At 31.9% G+C, this 15,474-nt stretch carries 12 protein-coding genes and 1 pseudogene; 4 read left to right on the top strand and 9 right to left on the bottom strand.

Annotation, left to right across the window (positions count from 1 at the left end):
- Nucleotides 1-517 precede the first annotated feature (517 nt).
- From AC0ONG_RS28515 to AC0ONG_RS28480, 8 genes and pseudogenes are all read right to left on the bottom strand, one after another.
- Nucleotides 518-976 carry a GNAT family N-acetyltransferase gene (locus AC0ONG_RS28515; RefSeq protein ID WP_063538971.1) on the bottom strand — a complete coding sequence of 153 codons (459 nt, stop codon included), beginning with the start codon at nt 974-976 and terminating at the stop codon, nt 518-520.
- A gap of 239 nt (nt 977-1,215) precedes the next feature.
- Nucleotides 1,216-2,034 (bottom strand): glycosyltransferase, encoded by an 819-nt coding sequence (locus AC0ONG_RS28510; RefSeq protein ID WP_474205143.1) that lies wholly within the window; start codon nt 2,032-2,034, stop codon nt 1,216-1,218.
- Between the two features lie 242 nt (nt 2,035-2,276).
- The gene (locus tag AC0ONG_RS28505) at nt 2,277-3,605 is read right to left on the bottom strand and encodes an FkbM family methyltransferase (protein ID WP_474205079.1); all 1,329 of its coding nucleotides are present in this window, start codon (nt 3,603-3,605) and stop codon (nt 2,277-2,279) included.
- An 868-nt stretch (nt 3,606-4,473) separates the two neighbouring features.
- Complete coding sequence (locus AC0ONG_RS28500; RefSeq protein WP_474205077.1) at nt 4,474-5,457, bottom strand: glycerophosphodiester phosphodiesterase family protein; 984 nt, start codon at nt 5,455-5,457, stop codon at nt 4,474-4,476.
- Nucleotides 5,458-5,891: 434 nt separating this feature from the next.
- Nucleotides 5,892-6,458 carry an acyltransferase gene (locus tag AC0ONG_RS28495; protein WP_098291915.1) on the bottom strand — a complete coding sequence of 189 codons (567 nt, stop codon included), beginning with the start codon at nt 6,456-6,458 and terminating at the stop codon, nt 5,892-5,894.
- Nucleotides 6,451-7,581 (bottom strand): aminotransferase class I/II-fold pyridoxal phosphate-dependent enzyme, encoded by a 1,131-nt coding sequence (locus tag AC0ONG_RS28490; protein ID WP_474205075.1) that lies wholly within the window; start codon nt 7,579-7,581, stop codon nt 6,451-6,453. The genes AC0ONG_RS28495 and AC0ONG_RS28490 overlap by 8 nt, the downstream gene beginning before the upstream one ends.
- A 19-nt stretch (nt 7,582-7,600) precedes the next feature.
- Nucleotides 7,601-10,139 (bottom strand): annotated as a pseudogene (locus tag AC0ONG_RS28485) (glycosyltransferase).
- 177 nt (nt 10,140-10,316) lie between these two features.
- Nucleotides 10,317-11,108 carry an enoyl-CoA hydratase gene (locus AC0ONG_RS28480; RefSeq protein WP_474205073.1) on the bottom strand — a complete coding sequence of 264 codons (792 nt, stop codon included), beginning with the start codon at nt 11,106-11,108 and terminating at the stop codon, nt 10,317-10,319.
- Between the two features lie 482 nt (nt 11,109-11,590).
- On the opposite strand from AC0ONG_RS28480, the gene AC0ONG_RS28475 reads away from it, so the two are divergent.
- The gene (locus AC0ONG_RS28475; RefSeq protein ID WP_474205071.1) at nt 11,591-11,866 is read left to right on the top strand and encodes a hypothetical protein; all 276 of its coding nucleotides are present in this window, start codon (nt 11,591-11,593) and stop codon (nt 11,864-11,866) included.
- A gap of 715 nt (nt 11,867-12,581) precedes the next feature.
- On the opposite strand, the gene AC0ONG_RS28470 is transcribed toward AC0ONG_RS28475, so the two are convergent.
- Nucleotides 12,582-13,199 (bottom strand): DUF2238 domain-containing protein, encoded by a 618-nt coding sequence (locus AC0ONG_RS28470; protein ID WP_474205069.1) that lies wholly within the window; start codon nt 13,197-13,199, stop codon nt 12,582-12,584.
- A gap of 458 nt (nt 13,200-13,657) precedes the next feature.
- On the opposite strand from AC0ONG_RS28470, the gene AC0ONG_RS28465 reads away from it, so the two are divergent.
- The 3 genes from AC0ONG_RS28465 to AC0ONG_RS28455 all read left to right on the top strand — a co-directional run bounded on the left by AC0ONG_RS28465 (nt 13,658) and on the right by AC0ONG_RS28455 (nt 15,237).
- The gene (locus AC0ONG_RS28465) at nt 13,658-14,221 is read left to right on the top strand and encodes an undecaprenyl-diphosphatase (protein WP_474205067.1); all 564 of its coding nucleotides are present in this window, start codon (nt 13,658-13,660) and stop codon (nt 14,219-14,221) included.
- Between the two features lie 229 nt (nt 14,222-14,450).
- A complete protein-coding gene (locus AC0ONG_RS28460; RefSeq protein ID WP_000746491.1) occupies nt 14,451-14,594 on the top strand; it encodes a hypothetical protein in 144 nt (47 codons plus the stop codon).
- Nucleotides 14,595-15,057: 463 nt separating this feature from the next.
- Complete coding sequence (locus AC0ONG_RS28455; RefSeq protein WP_001041683.1) at nt 15,058-15,237, top strand: small acid-soluble spore protein H; 180 nt, start codon at nt 15,058-15,060, stop codon at nt 15,235-15,237.
- Nucleotides 15,238-15,474 lie beyond the last annotated feature (237 nt).

The following is a 15,474-nucleotide window of genomic DNA, read 5'->3' as shown; positions in this document are numbered from 1 at the left end:
TTGCGTTACGCCGCCAAACTGTATGAAATGAAAGCCTCCTATTTCATACATTCAACGTAAATCATAGATTTAATAATACTGGAGTTTAGTCTGCCTTTAGACATAAGAGTGTTAACTAGTGAGTATTAATACACACTAGCATTTAGTGCGTAATATCTACTAGAAAAGAACGCCTTCCACCACTTCGCAAAACTATCTCTTCCATAATATCTGATTTTTTCAAAGTATAATCGATAAAAACCACTTTTATTTGCATGTATTCGACTCTTTTTATTTATAAATACGAAGGAGCATTGTAAAGTTTGCTTATCCATCTCATTTATTTCTCTAATTCCTATAAAATTATTTAATTTTATTATAAAAAATATAAGAGCCTTGCTACATTTTATTGTAGTAAGGCTCTTTAAAGTTGTTTAATTTCTATTCATTTAAATACATTTATACTCAAAGTTCAATAATGTAGTTGTTTAATCTTGTTCAACTAAAGCACCTGTTTGTTAAACAAGGGGCGCTTTAATTATAGAGCCGTTGACTTTTTAAACAAAGGTATGTAACCTCCACTAGGTCCATAAGCAACACCAATCTTTTCCCATCCATATTTTTCATAATACTCTTTAAGATCTGAAGTAAGATAAAGAAATTTGTATCCTCTTTTTGCCGCTTCTAGAAGTCCATGATTCAACATTTTTTCTCCTAGAGAGTTGCCCCTAAATTTTTCATCTACAAACAAACATGCTAGCCAGGGGCTCAAATCCTGACGACTATTTAGATCATTACGAATTAATGCATAAATCCCGATAATCTTATCATCTACTTTTGCAACGTAAAAACTGGGTATGTCATTTGGATTATTTAAAGCATTAATCATACAATCTTCATAAAAAGCACGCCCTCCTTCTTCACCCCATTCTTTCCAAAAAACATCTATAGCCTTATTAAATAAGTAATCCTTCTTTAGTAATTGAATTATTTCCATAAAGCTATCATCCCCAGAGTATTATTTAATAATTGTAGAACAAAATTAATATTTTTCAATTATCTATATTTTATCTATGTAATCAGCTATAATTTACTCACCCTAGAAATATAGAGTTTTAAATATTTATTCTCTTAATTTATAAAAATTCCTTCTTAACCGAACCTGCCTCGTTAGTGACATAGGCAATGTTTTCATTTTTAATCAACTTTATAAAATATTAAATGACTTTATTGTCATTAAACATAAAACATGTGAGATAGCTTGAAATTTACATTTGTTTTATAGTTAAAATATTTATCCATTTTTAATGAACCACTTTTTCCAATCACTAATGCTTTTTCAAAATTCATCTTAATCCATAATAAGTTATTTAATATGGAATTGCTATCTTCTTCTATCTGCAGATAGTCTTCACCATGTTTAAGTATACGATCATCGTTTCGGTGATTCGTTGAAACTAAGATACACCCTGTCGCCATTGCATCAGCTGCAGCAGTAGTTGGAAATCCATCAATAGCAAAATTATCTTTTGTACTACAACAGATAAATATATGAGATTGTTCATATAAGTGTTTTAGTTTTTCAAAATCTAATATGCCCCAAAAAGTATAATTCTTGTTTGTTAATAGATGTAAACTATCTTCCCAGTTTCCTACAATATGTAAATGAAATTGATTATCAAGCTTATTAAACGCTTGCGCTAATAAAGGAAATCCTTTTCTTTCTGCATTGTGAGCCACAAATATTATCTGTATTGGCTTAGAAATAACCTTTTGATTGTAATGATAAAAATCTGTATTAATCACTCCTGGAACATAAATACTATTTGGGATAGTATTTAATATTTCATTTGCATTAGAGAATACTGTTTTACAATGTTTAGATACTATATTTAAAAATTCCACAGAAGTATAAGGATCTAATCCCCCTCCTGGATATACTGTAGTGTGAAGTTCAATATGATTTTCCATTAAAAAAGTCGCTATATCAAGTTTAGGATTTGCTCCTGGCATTTGTGTTCCGTCAGGAAGATAACAAATACCTAATAAACTCAACACGAAATTTAAAAAAACACAATATATATCGGTAATTCCTTCTTCTTTCGCTATCTTATTAAATAATTGAAAATCATAAACTTTGGTCGGGAAATCATCTGTATATACCTCAGTAGCAAAGAAAAGAGTATCGGGTCGTTCTTTATAGATTTGGTAATTCTCCCAATAACGAAATCCACTTAACTTCCAAGGGAATTTGGTATCAATTACCGCAAGACGTCTTTGAGATTTATTCTTCATTTTTAACCACTCACTTCCATCTTCTCTCTTGCAACCGCAAATAAAATTGTTTCTTGAGCATTGATAGTATAGTGGCCTAAATAAAATTGATATCCCAAATTTAATTCATTAATAAATTTCATAACATTAACAAAATCACTGATTTGATGATAAATCGCAATAGCAAGCGTAGGGCGGAATGTAGTTATAGAATGGATAGCACCTTTTAACGCATTCATTTCAGCACCTTCAATATCCATTTTAATAAAATCCAATTTATGAATTTTTTGTTCTATTACCAAATTATCTATGGTGGTAGTACTCACTTTATCTGTAACACCTGATTCTTCAGAAAATGAAACAAAACTTGCAGCCCCTTGATCTTTATAATATAGCGAAGTATTTGAATCATTCCAAAGAGGGTGTTTAACAATTGTAATATGCTTTTGAAGTGTTTCATTTAAATTGATGTTTTTCGACATAATTTCTAAATTGCTTGGTATAAATTCAATTGTATAAACATGGCCCGTTTCTCCTACTTCATGAGCGAAATAAAGCGCAGTATCCCCAAAACATCCACCTGCGTCTATAACAATGTCTCCTTCTTTTGCTTTTATTACGGGTGAAATTTTATTGTATTCATACTGCTTATCTAAAAAAGTCGCACTAATTCCCATCGAAACATAAAATAACTGCAAATTATACTTTAAAGGCGTTAAATCAAACAATTGTAGCGTCCAGTTATGATAATTAGTTTGAAGTGTTTCTGTAGAATGGATGAGGTTTTGAATAGATTTTCTCTGATTCCAATAATCAAGAGTATTTAAAGACAACTTGACTTTATGATTTCCTAATAATCGAAATGCCAGGAGTTTGATTAATAACTCTTTGGAAAAGGGGTCGCTCAAATTGAAGTATAGTTCTTCAAGTCCTTGTAAGTGCTTCAAAATTTCTTCTTTTTCATTCTGGATATTTACAACAATTGAATCTATGGAGGGACGTACATGCATAAGTTCAAATAACTCTATATCGATATTATAGTAATAATGGTTCTTTAAGCAATTAAGAAGTTCCATTATAAGTGTATCTAAAAATCCAGAAGTAGACTCCATATTATCATTATTGTTAATCTGGATTGCACGTTCTGCTAAAAACAATAATTGATTTGCTTTGTTGGATAAATCAATATTGTTAGTCATTTTCATGACATAGGATAAATATTTTGCTGCTAAATATAGTCGCCCACTGGAGTAGTAAATCTCACCTATCTTTAATAATGTCTCAGGATCATTTATATTTGCAATTAAAAGTGTTTTTAACTCTAACTCCAGTAAATTTGTTTCATGTTCCATTTTTAAAGTTACCACCCTTCTTTTAACATAAATTATATTTTACTTTTTCCAGATACCTAAATATGCGTATATTGAATTCACTTCTTATGGCTGTTGTTATTTGAGACACCGTTATAAGATATTATCTGCAACTAAAAAATAGAAGCTTATATTACAGAAATTTATATCATCTCGCTAGAAAGAACGTCTGTACAAAGGTAAATTTCAACTCTTTACATATCAAAATAAATTCGAGTAACAAACAATTTTTTGTTACTCGAATGTTATAAGATGATACGATCGAGAAATTTATAAAAAAGCGCCCTCCCTTTCTATTCAGCCTATATAGAAAAAATAACGTTTTTTACTTTGTAATAATGGAAATGTTTAAGAGGATAGCAAATATATTATAGCTCTCTTAATAAAAAAAAGATTACATATAAACTTGCCAGAAATTAAAGCCTAACCTTGCTGGAAATCACATGTTATTAAGAAGATTTCGTTGATTATTTAAACGAAAAGGAAACCTAGCTTTGCCTCAAGTACAAAAATACTAATAGTCTATCTCAAATTTTTAGAATTAGATAGAAGCACCACCACTGCCTATCAACTGAATGTTTTGAAAGTACCTCCAAACTTATCGACATTTAGTTACTTATGTAGATAAAGTTCATTTTGTACATCTAGTAGTTTATTTTTTAATCTATGTCGGACTTTTACTTGAATATAAATTAAATAAGTCACATTCATTAAAAAAACTCTGATTTCCATAATGTATATGAAATCAGAGCGTTTTTTCGGTAGATCAAACTTCAATATTTTCAATAGGTCTTTTTTTAAAATACAAATGGCCAAATACATGAAAAAACTCCGCTTTTAATGTCTTCCCTTATTTGCTAAATAGAGGTGCTATTTTATCAATGCGATTTGTCCAAATTCCACCTGTATAATCATCTGGAAGACGTTTTATATCTTCAGATGAGTCAAATCCACTTGAAAATCCAAGTCCATTTCCTCCTACAACGATAATTCGCGTATCTGCTTTATCCATTCGATTAAGAAAACGATTAGGCCATCCCCAAAGCAAAGGAGCTACTTTATCTGGTATATGTAACTCTCCATGCTTCATGCTTGAAGGTATGTAACCAGTCCACCCTAACGCCATATAAGTAAGAAGATCCTTTTTCATGGTTGCTTTTGACATCGTTCGTAAACTAGGGATGTGCTCTCTTATCGCAGCAATCGGCTTATCACCACCATATACTGTTAGTTGAGCAAGGCGTTTCGCTGGCAGTTTCTTGAGATAAGTAGCCAATTGGATCCCTTCATTTTCATCATCACTTTTAATATGAATAAGAAAAGAACGATCTGGAAAATGGTTAAGTACTTCATCAAGTGTTGGCATAAGATTAATCCCTATTCCACGAAACGGGAATGTTTTTCCCCCGTCAGCTGTATACCCGTAACCAATATCAAGTGCTTGTAATTCTTTTGTTGTAAAATCTCTTGTAACGCCTTTACCATTAGTACGGCAATCAAGCATCCAGTCATGAAAAATAACAAAATTATTATCTTTAGTTGGTTGAACATCAAACTCTACTAGATCAGCTCCAGCTTTAAATGCAGCTTCCATAGATGGAATTGTATTTTCTAAATAAGAGTGTTCAGGTTTATTTATACGTTCTGCTGTACACGTATCACCCTCAATCCCTTCCATGCTAAATGTTTGCGAAAGCCCTCGATGAGCAAGAAGAAGAGGTTTTCCCTCGTCCCTCTTTGCAAAAAAAGAACTGTTATTTACATAAACAAGTACGAAAAGAATAAAAATTATCCAAGTCGTTTTACGTTTAAGTAACTTTTTTATTTTATTCATTGTATTCTCCTCTTAAATATTAGTTAAAATGATTTAAACAATATCCGGCATTTAAATACTTTTAAATTCTATAGCTTATCCTATTGCTTTGCAATGGAGATTATAAACAATTGTATGTTGCTATTTTTATATAAAGCAGGAGCGATCCAAAGGTATTTTGTAACTATTATGTAGTATCATTTTTAAGAGTTCATGTCTACTTTAAGGCTTTCTTAGTGGTGATGGACATGTAGTGCTCTCTATAATAAGTTTTCTTCCACAAACAAAAAGAACCATAACCTTACCGAAACGGCAAACTTATGGTTTAAATCACAATTTTATCCGCAAAGTTCTATAACTTTTTGCCACCTACTAGTAATCGCATAATATCCACTCATACACACATGTCTTTGTTTATTTCTTTGAGATAATTTGCAGCGAAATCTTTTAAAGACTCATGAATTAATGTTTTTTAAAAATTCATTTTCTAATTCTACTATCTTTCTTTTACGAGCTTTTATTTTTCTTACAGGCACCCCAACATACATATACCAATCATCTAAACTTTCTTTTACCATACTCATCGCACCAACTGCTGCTCCTTCTCCTATTACTACATTTGGAAAGATAATAGAATGCGCACCAACAATGGCATGCTTTTTTAAAATAACTTTTCCAGCTTTCACATTTTTATATTGATGTGGAACAGTCGGTCCCATTAATGTATTTCCGCTAAAATCATCAATTGCTGCATATACAATTGTTTTTGATGAAATATTTGCAAAATCATGCATTTCAATCCCCATTTCTCCTCCAAATAACGCTGTATATGCCGCTATATGCGAATAACTTCCAATTGTAATTTTGCCACTTAAAATGCAAAAGTCATCGATTCTTACATTATTTCCAACAGATATAGCACCTGGATTATATATGCTGGTTTTTTTACTTATTAATACATTTTCCCCGACAGACAGAAAGCCAATTTTGCTCAACTCTTCTTGACTATAAAAACTATTCATCTGTGGACACCACCTTCTGTATTAAACACATTGTAATTTTCTCTACGATTTCTTTTGTCATTCCTTCCCATAAAGGTAGACTAATTATTCGTTTTTCAATTTTATTTGTATTTGTTAAATCTGTAGACTTATATTTTTTAAAGAAATCTTGTTGATGACAAGATGGTGAAAAATATGATCTAGCTTCTATCTTTTGCTTTTTCAACTCTTCTATTATCTGCTTATTGTTAATTTTTTCTGAACAGAGAATGGGCATAAATTGATGAATAACTGCTTTTGTCTTTTGAACTTGCCAGCCTTTTTTTATTAATCCCGTACTTTGTAATAACTGTTTATACCATTCAGAGATACGATTTCGTTCTTGCACTTTTTGATTCCATTTATTTATCGTTGTAATCCCAATAGCTGCTGCATATTCAGTCATTTTACAGTTAAACCCCATAATCGTACATTCACGATTATGATCAAATCCAAAGTTCCCCATTCTTTTAATTTGATTTATCTCTTCCTCATTATGGCTATATATCATACCACCTTCACCAATTCCGAAAGGCTTTGTTGCATGAAAGCTATACACAATCATACCACTAAAATTCTGACCGTAATGTATACCCTCATGCATTAATCCAAACCCTGGTGCCGCATCTACAACAACCGGAACACCCTTTTTCTCTAATTCTTCATAGTCTTTCAAATCCATCCATGATCCGAATGTTGCATATGGAACAACAACTGCAACCTCTTCTTTTAATTCATCAATCTTATCCAAAAGTAACGTTTTATCCATACACCAATCATCTAATGAAATATCAATAAAATAAGGCTCCAAGCCACACCAAATAGCTGCCAATGGAGTAGCAGGGAATGTAAAACTAGGCATAAGAGCATACTTTCCTTTTTTTCTTTTCTTACATTGAATTGCCGCCATTAACCCTAGCGTTGCGTTTGCTACTGTTGTAACTGCTCCCCTGTTCTGAAAAAATTCCGACATAATTGCTTCTTCAAAACGTTGATTTATAGGTCCATAATTTGTATATATGTGGGATATATCAATTCGCTCTAACTCATCTAAGTACTCGTTTGCAGGTACAATTGACGCACGTAAAAAAGGAATATTCTCCATATGCATCTATTCCTTTCTATCATTTTCGGACAATATAGAGCATATCCGTTTCAGATAATCCGAATTTCCTAGCAATTTCTATTCCTTGTTTCTGAGCTATGTTATACAATTCCACCTTAAAGCCCGCATCTGTTAATCGTTGAATAAATCCTAACATGATCTTCTTGACCAAAGGCTATTTTTCTCAATAATGGCGTTACAATAGATTTATCCTCTATAATAAAATCTACATTCATTACGATTGGCACTTGAATAATTCCCCATCCATTTGGCTTTAGTACCCTATATAATTCTCGCATTGCTTTTTCATCGTCAGGCACGTGTTCTAGTACATGACTACATAAAATAACATCAAAGGTATTATTTTCGTATGCAATTCTCGTAATATCAATTTCCTCCATTAAAGAATCCTTTGGTTCTAAATCCCCACATATATAAGTAATGTTTTTAAACTGGTTAAGCCATCCTCTTACTTTAACTTCAGGTGCAATATGAAGCATAGTATAATTCCTACTTAACAAATCCGTTTCTGTTTCAATGTACGCACGATACAACCTGTCACGATCCATCGAATAGCAAACTGGACAGATACCTGTATCTTTATTCCACATCTCAAATTCATATTTTAGAAAATCATAATGTGCTGGCCAAGGAGAAAAACTTTTAAATTCTTGATTGCAATATTGGCAATAACAAATATTTTCCTCAAATATATGAGTAACTAGTTTAATTAACCCGCTTTTTATTTTTTCATTATAAATTTGATCTAGTTCTTCACTTCTTACTGCATCCTTAAGTATAAATCCCGCATTCTCCAAACAATAAGATAAGCTCTCTTTATAATCTTGTTCAGTATTTAAAAATCCACTATTATGTGCATCTGTAATTAATTCAATCCATTCTTCAATTGTCATTAATATAAAGTACATTTGTTTTTGATTTTGTCCACTATGTTGTCTAAAGTAGCTAAGAGGTTCCTCTATATAAACTACTTTTCCTTTCCTCATCATATCTAACCAAGTTGCAATGTCATTAATAGAAGAATACGCTTTCCCCTTAAAATAACCAAATTTCCCTCCAAAAAAATTGCGATTAAACAAAACCGTTGTCGGTTCTCCAACTACGTTTTTCAAGTTTTTCAACATATAATTCCCTAGTGTTTCCCCTTCAAAAATTGTAGTTTCTATGGCAATTTTCATATTCAATGTTGAGGGGGGTAATACCTCTCCATTCTCATCAATCAGTTCACGGTACGACGTCACAAATGCAATGTTTTCTAATTCAAAAAAGTATTTCATCATTCTCTCAATCTTTTCAAGATGAAATAAATCATCATCTAATAAAAAATTTATATATTCACCAGTAGCAAGCTCTATACATTGATTAAAATTTTCAGCCACCAATGGATTTTCATTTTTAACATATGTTATATATTCATATTCTTTTAAGTATGGTTGGATCATTGCTTTTACTTCATCATTTGTACTATCGTCAGAAATTATAATTTCAATATTTTCATAGGTTTGATTCAAAGCACTTTTAAGGGCTAATTCTAAGTAATGAGGTCTATTGTAGGCGGGAATTAGTATACTGACTTTTGGGAGGTGCGAGTTGATATTCATACGCTGTTTTTTCTTTTCTATATTTATTTTCTTTAGCTTGATTTGTTGATAGTAGTCCAATGAATATAATATCGATGATGGGACAATTCTTCTTGCATAGTCTAGAAAATTAGTAATAGCTTTGTCTAACTCATCTTCGGAAGATAAGAAACCATATTTTTCTCCAGCAATAATACTATGCGAAAAATCTTCTACCCCATCCATCATTTTATTAGATTCATTTAACTGCTGATTTGAATGTAATCGAAAGTAACTGAGTGTCTCCGCTATATATACTGCTTTCCCTTTACTCAGTAAGGATAACCATGAAGCTATATCTACGTTGCAAAGATACCGCCTTTTATCAAATACACCATACGGTTCTGTTAAATCACTTTTACGAAATAAAACCGTTGTCGGTTCTCCTATATAATTCTTTTGATTCATAATCACCATTTTTCCTAATTGTGACCCATCTATAATCGTATCTGTATAAAATAAACGCATCGTTGAATAAACATCTGGCAATAGGTTTCCTTCTGCATCCATTACTTGGCGATGGGATGTTACAAGCTTAATTTCATTATCTAGGTCATTTAAAAAGTATTTCATCATTTTTTCAATTTTATTTACATGAAATAAATCATCATCCATTAAGAAGTTTATATACTCACCTTTCGCCTTATGAAATAACATACGTGAGTTCTCAAATTGTCCAAGAGTTGACTTATTTTTTATATAAATAATATTTGAATGATCATACAAGTACTTTTGTAACACTTTCTCTGTTTCGGCGTTTGTACTATCATCCCCTATTATAATTTCTATATTAAGATACGTTTGTTCTAATACACTACATAAAGCTTTTTCAAAGTAGTGTGGACGATTATACGTAGGAATTAATACACTTACTAAAGGCGTTTGATTTATTTCCTTTTCATTTGTACCATTTTCCATTCTATTCCTCCGCTTTTTTATTTATTTTCACTTTTGAAATATACATGCTACTACAAATGTACTTATTAAGATGAACTAGATCTGAAAGGTGTTTCGAAAACCAAATAAATAGCTTTAAAAATAGCATCTATATTGGCATAGTGTAGACTAAACCTTGATACCTTTTTTCGTCCCATTCTATTTATTTGTAAAATACGGCATTCTTTTTTCAATAAATGCCTTTACCCCCTCCTTCACATCTTCTGTTTGAAATACTTTTCCAAAGTAACGCGCTTCAATCTCAAGCCCTTCTTGTAAAGGTACTGTTGCACCTTCGCGAATTGCCAACTTCATATAGGCGAGAGCTGGAAGAGAAAATTTACTTATATCCCTTGCAATCTCTTTTGCTTTATTTAACGCCTCTCCTCGAGGTGTAATGTAGTTAACCAAGCCTATTTCTTTTGCTTCTTTTGCTGTAATCGGTTTCCCTGTGAACATCATCTCTTTTGCTTTCCCTTCTCCAATTAATCTAGGTAATCGTTGGGTTCCTCCAGCCCCAGGAAATAAACCTAACGTAATTTCTGGTAATCCAATTAAAGCTTGTTCTTCTATTACCCTTAAGTCACAAGCAAGTGCTAATTCACATCCACCACCTAGTGCTAACCCATTAACAGCAGCTATAGTCGGTTTAGACAGATTTTCTAGTTGATTAAGTGGCTGTTGCAATTCTAATGATTTCATCTCAGCATATTTTTCACCTTTACCCATCCAATCTGGAAATTCTTTTATATTCCCTCCTGCTACAAAGGCCTTTTCTCCACTTCCAGTTATAATTACGACTGAAATATCATTATCAATTTCTATTTCCTCTAATACATCTACTAATTGTTGAACTACTTCTAAACTTAAAGTGTTGACTGGTGGATTTTGAATTGTAACGACTGCAATACTTCCTTTTTTATTACAAGTTACTACTCGTTCATTCTTCATAAAAAGTCCCCTTTTAAACTCCCTCATTTTTCACAACACCAAGCTTCTTCACTTTACTCACCATCAGCCTTAATTTCCGAATATGGTTCCGCTTTTAGAAATTCATCAATTTATTGTATGAACTGTAGAAGCATAAAATGAGCAATCCTTTCTTGGCACCATTTTATAATCTCAACATATTTTTAAATTGTTCTTTTACTATTATATTAATTGGCTTCATATTTCTTTGGTTTCTGCTACACAGTTTCTGAAGCTGGGATGACTCGTAGGAAAAATGAGATAAGGAAACTGATATATCAGATATATTAAAGATGAACAATTTAAGAAAGATAACATTTTAGTAACCACGTGTTTTTAAACCTTTCTTAACTATCAGTACCACCGATTTAGACAACTACCTATTTATGAATAGACAATCATCTAATTTATATTAAATTCAATAAACTGTATGGAAACGAATATTAAAACAAGGAGTGATACGTATGTTTCGTCGTCCAACTTGTATGCAAGCTTGTTTAGATAGTGGTCATGATTACGATTATTGCCGTATATGGTGTGAACCTATTTACATGGTTCCTACTTATTCCTACTCAGTACAACCATCGTATACAGTACCTACAGTAACACCTTATAATTCACAGCAATATCAGACTTATGCCTATGGGCAACAAACTGATCCGCGTTGGGAATGTTACCGTCAATGTATAAGAAATGGCGGAAGTGCTGCCAGCTGTTGTTATTATTGCGAACTGTGCTAACAACACCTCCTATTTATGTCGAGGCCTACAACTGTAGTGCACAAACAGATTACAAATCAGTAAAAGCATCCGTCATAATTTTAAGGAAACTAGCCATCTGCACTCCAATCTCTCGTTATTTCCATCTTTCCTCGCGACCATTCTTTTATAGGACTTGATTAGTGTAATAATAAAGAATTCCTCATTTATTTGCTCCCCACTGTACACTTAACTATCACTTCCTTTAGATAACGTATCATTTTTTCGTATTTTGTTTCGTCTTGGATTTTTCCTGCGATTTGTTTATCTACCTCTCTAAAAATGACAATCTCTCGCTTTTCCACAATTTTTTTATGATCTTTAACCTCTACACCCTATATGACACAAGACTCACTCAGTTTGCGCAGAAATCATGAATTTTTTTACTCATACTTACTAAGTCGCATGAGCTATCATACCCACATACACTTTCCAATAAAATTATCGTTTATACTAACTAAGCCATGCAAGATGTTCTTTCCACTTATTTTCCATGTAAATATACGCAATAAAAGCACGTGTATAGGCCACACGTGCTTTATTCCTTCTATATAAAATTGATGTCGTCGTTTGCCATCTTGCCTTGCCGAAGTTATTTTTGTTGTCTCCTAATTGCCGCTAGGTAAATTTTGCTCTTCCATTACCTTTTCAATCAAAAAAGAACTGAAAAGTTACGTATTATTAGATTGGAAATTTATCAATTCTTTTTCAATAGTCGGTTATGTAATGTCGAAAGGGTGAGTAACGCAAGAATCGAGCCTACTAAGGCAAGTGACATATCCCATTGTGCATCCCATATATCGCCTTGCATACCTAAAAAGTCTTTTGCCCCTTTTCCTCCCTTTGCTATTTTAAAAGCTAACCATTCGATGATTTCATATAGCGCAGCAATAGCAAGCGAAACACTTATACAAATCGTAACTAACCAAGGGCCTTCGGTGAGTTGAGTTTTCCGTAATAATATTTCTCTTATCACAATTGTAAACAAGCCTTTTATCAGATGTCCAAATCGATCATAGTGATTTCGATTTAAATCAAAGACATCTTTTATCCAATTAAAAAGAGGAACCTTTGAGTATGTATAATGACCGCCGATGAACATTATGATGGCTAGTATTGCAATAATGATATACGAGAGAGTAGTAAAGCGAAACTTATTGTATATTGCAATTATAATGATTAGACCGAGAACGGCAGGAATGGCTTCCGCTGCCCATGACGAGTATCTTGCAGGCTTAATAACAGACCATATAAAAACTGCAGTAACAATTAATAATAAAAATAGATGAAGCATTTTACTTTTATCCCTTATCACTTTTTTCACTCCTATTGAAAGGCTTTCTGCTTAAAGTATTTGAAAAAATACAGTTTCATATACAAAGTACTTGGCACTGTTTGCCTTAATTTACACTTAAGAACAGCTCTTTTAATGGGGAAAGTGTTTTTGTCTAGTAGATATTCATAATGAAAATAGGACATATTCACAGCCTGCGGCAACTGCTCTAAAAGGTGTAGCTCTATATCAATGTCAAGTTGATAATGCCAAGAGAATATAGGGGAGTGTGCTTTCTATAAATTTTTGTTACTAAACAAAAAATGTATATAACCTGTAGGAAGAGCATTATTAAGTTAAACATATTCAATTTTTAACTATATATTATTTACCTATTTAAATGGAGTAGAATAATAAGAAAGGGCATGCACACTACATATTTCTCTTTCGTGAGGGAATGGTATGTATATAACAATTCAAAAATAAAGGAGAGCATCTACATGAATTATAAGATGTTTAGGGCTATCAATCGTCTAGCTGGTCGTAACTCAACATTAGATACATTTATGATATTTTTTTCACAAAAGACTCGATTCCTGTACATTTTCTTATTAGCCTTAATGTGGTTTAGAAACAATTCCTATAAAAAAATCATTTTATTTGCAGGGGTATCAGTAGGATTCGCATTATTTATAAACCGCTTTATCCAGCTCTTTTATTTTAAACCTCGTCCATTTGTTATACATCGTGTGCGTTTACTTATCCCATCAAAGAATAATTCCTCATTTCCTAGTAAACATACAGTCTTAGCATTTGCCTTAGCGACCTCCGTCTTACTTCGTGAACGTTTATTTGGCTCAATCATGTGGTTCTTAGCAATTTTGACAGGTTTTTCACGTATCTGGCTAGGGCATCATTATCCATTTGATATCATAGGAAGTGCCGTCATAGGAATCTTAACCAGTATAGCTATTGGCCGTACTACACATTTATTTAATTCTTTTGTTACCTGGATTATAAATGTATATAGAAAATTAATTTTTGTGGATTTGAAACATTCCTGATGATACTTTTGATAAATCACAGCACGTAATTTTGTACATTTTTCACTAAAATTACTCTTCTTTGAAATACATTTTGCAGTAAACTCACAAATATCTAGGAAATCCCTTAATAATTGAATTTGATTCTAAATTGATATAAAGGAAAAAGTGTTAAAAAATGTTAGCATATTCTTTTTCTATAAGTAGAAGATAATAGCATAGATATTTCTCTGAAAGGAGCAATAATCACTTGAAGAAAAGAAAATATTTACTTGCTATCATGTCTACTATTTTATCTGTAGGTTTCTTGTGCGGTTGCAATGGCGTTGATGAGAATGAGCCAGATCCAACTGAAGAACCTTCTGAAGAAATTCAAGAAAAGAATAATCAATAACAGTTTAATGTAAAGATTATTATTGTCTTAGAGCAGCTTCTTAAATATAGGAGAACCTAATTGAAGTAGAACAATATAAAATAATCCAATAGAATAAAACAAGAAAAAACACCTCTTATGCCTTATTTTATTAGATATGGTACAAGAGGTGTTTACTGTTTATAGGTACATTTCAGAAATTTATACAGTTACTTCTTATCCCCTAAAAATTGTCACTGTAACTAGGCCACTTGCCTTTTCAAAATACTCATGCTAAGTATCCTGATTATAAAACAAAAAGTTTACTTTCTACATAAACTAATCCCGCAACCAACTAGGAAATCAAAATCTAACCGTTCTCTTCATTAGTCAAGTAACCGTAATTAAAACTAGCTCCCTGCTTACATATTATTGAGTAATAAGAATACTTAAGTAGTTTGAAGTAAATATTATAACTGATACAAATCAAAAGGAGGTCATTATAATGAACAAACAAAGAGCACAAGAGATTGCCGCTTCACCAGTCATGGCTAACGTAACGTATAATGGAGTTTCAATTTATATTCAAAATGTAAATGAAAATAATGAAACAGCTAGAATTTATCCTCTTAATGAACCAAATAATGAACAAGAAATTCCTTTATCCAACTTAATAGAACATTAATTGGTTACATGCTATCTCAATAAATAATTACTCAAACATACAAACACCATTGTAAGTGGTGCTTGTATGTTTGAGTAATCTTATTTTCTATTTTCTTCTAGCTAATTAAGTTAATAAGGATAAAAAACATGTTTGATTGGTGGTTACAATCCTCTTTAATAAAGCAGCAAAAAAACTACCAAAATTATGGTAGCATTTACTACATAAATGACTTATTTAAACTATTGATAACAATGT

The sequence above is a fragment of the Bacillus sp. TCT6 genome, from assembly GCF_056033845.1.
The sequence above is the reverse complement of the archived record's forward strand: the minus strand, read 5'-3'. Positions and strand labels throughout refer to the sequence as shown.

What these genes read in the sequence shown, in the direction of transcription:
- AC0ONG_RS28480 (WP_474205073.1), bottom strand. Translation starts at nt 11,108, where the DNA reads ATGAAGAATGAACGAGTAGTAACTTGTAATAAAAAAGGAAGTATTGCA.
- AC0ONG_RS28500 (WP_474205077.1), bottom strand. Translation starts at nt 5,457, where the DNA reads ATGAATAAAATAAAAAAGTTACTTAAACGTAAAACGACTTGGATAATT.
- AC0ONG_RS28465 (WP_474205067.1), top strand. Translation starts at nt 13,658, where the DNA reads ATGAATTATAAGATGTTTAGGGCTATCAATCGTCTAGCTGGTCGTAAC.
- AC0ONG_RS28475 (WP_474205071.1), top strand. Translation starts at nt 11,591, where the DNA reads ATGTTTCGTCGTCCAACTTGTATGCAAGCTTGTTTAGATAGTGGTCAT.
- AC0ONG_RS28455 (WP_001041683.1), top strand. Translation starts at nt 15,058, where the DNA reads ATGAACAAACAAAGAGCACAAGAGATTGCCGCTTCACCAGTCATGGCT.
- AC0ONG_RS28515 (WP_063538971.1), bottom strand. Translation starts at nt 976, where the DNA reads ATGGAAATAATTCAATTACTAAAGAAGGATTACTTATTTAATAAGGCT.
- AC0ONG_RS28490 (WP_474205075.1), bottom strand. Translation starts at nt 7,581, where the DNA reads ATGGAGAATATTCCTTTTTTACGTGCGTCAATTGTACCTGCAAACGAG.
- AC0ONG_RS28505 (WP_474205079.1), bottom strand. Translation starts at nt 3,605, where the DNA reads ATGGAACATGAAACAAATTTACTGGAGTTAGAGTTAAAAACACTTTTA.
- AC0ONG_RS28495 (WP_098291915.1), bottom strand. Translation starts at nt 6,458, where the DNA reads ATGAATAGTTTTTATAGTCAAGAAGAGTTGAGCAAAATTGGCTTTCTG.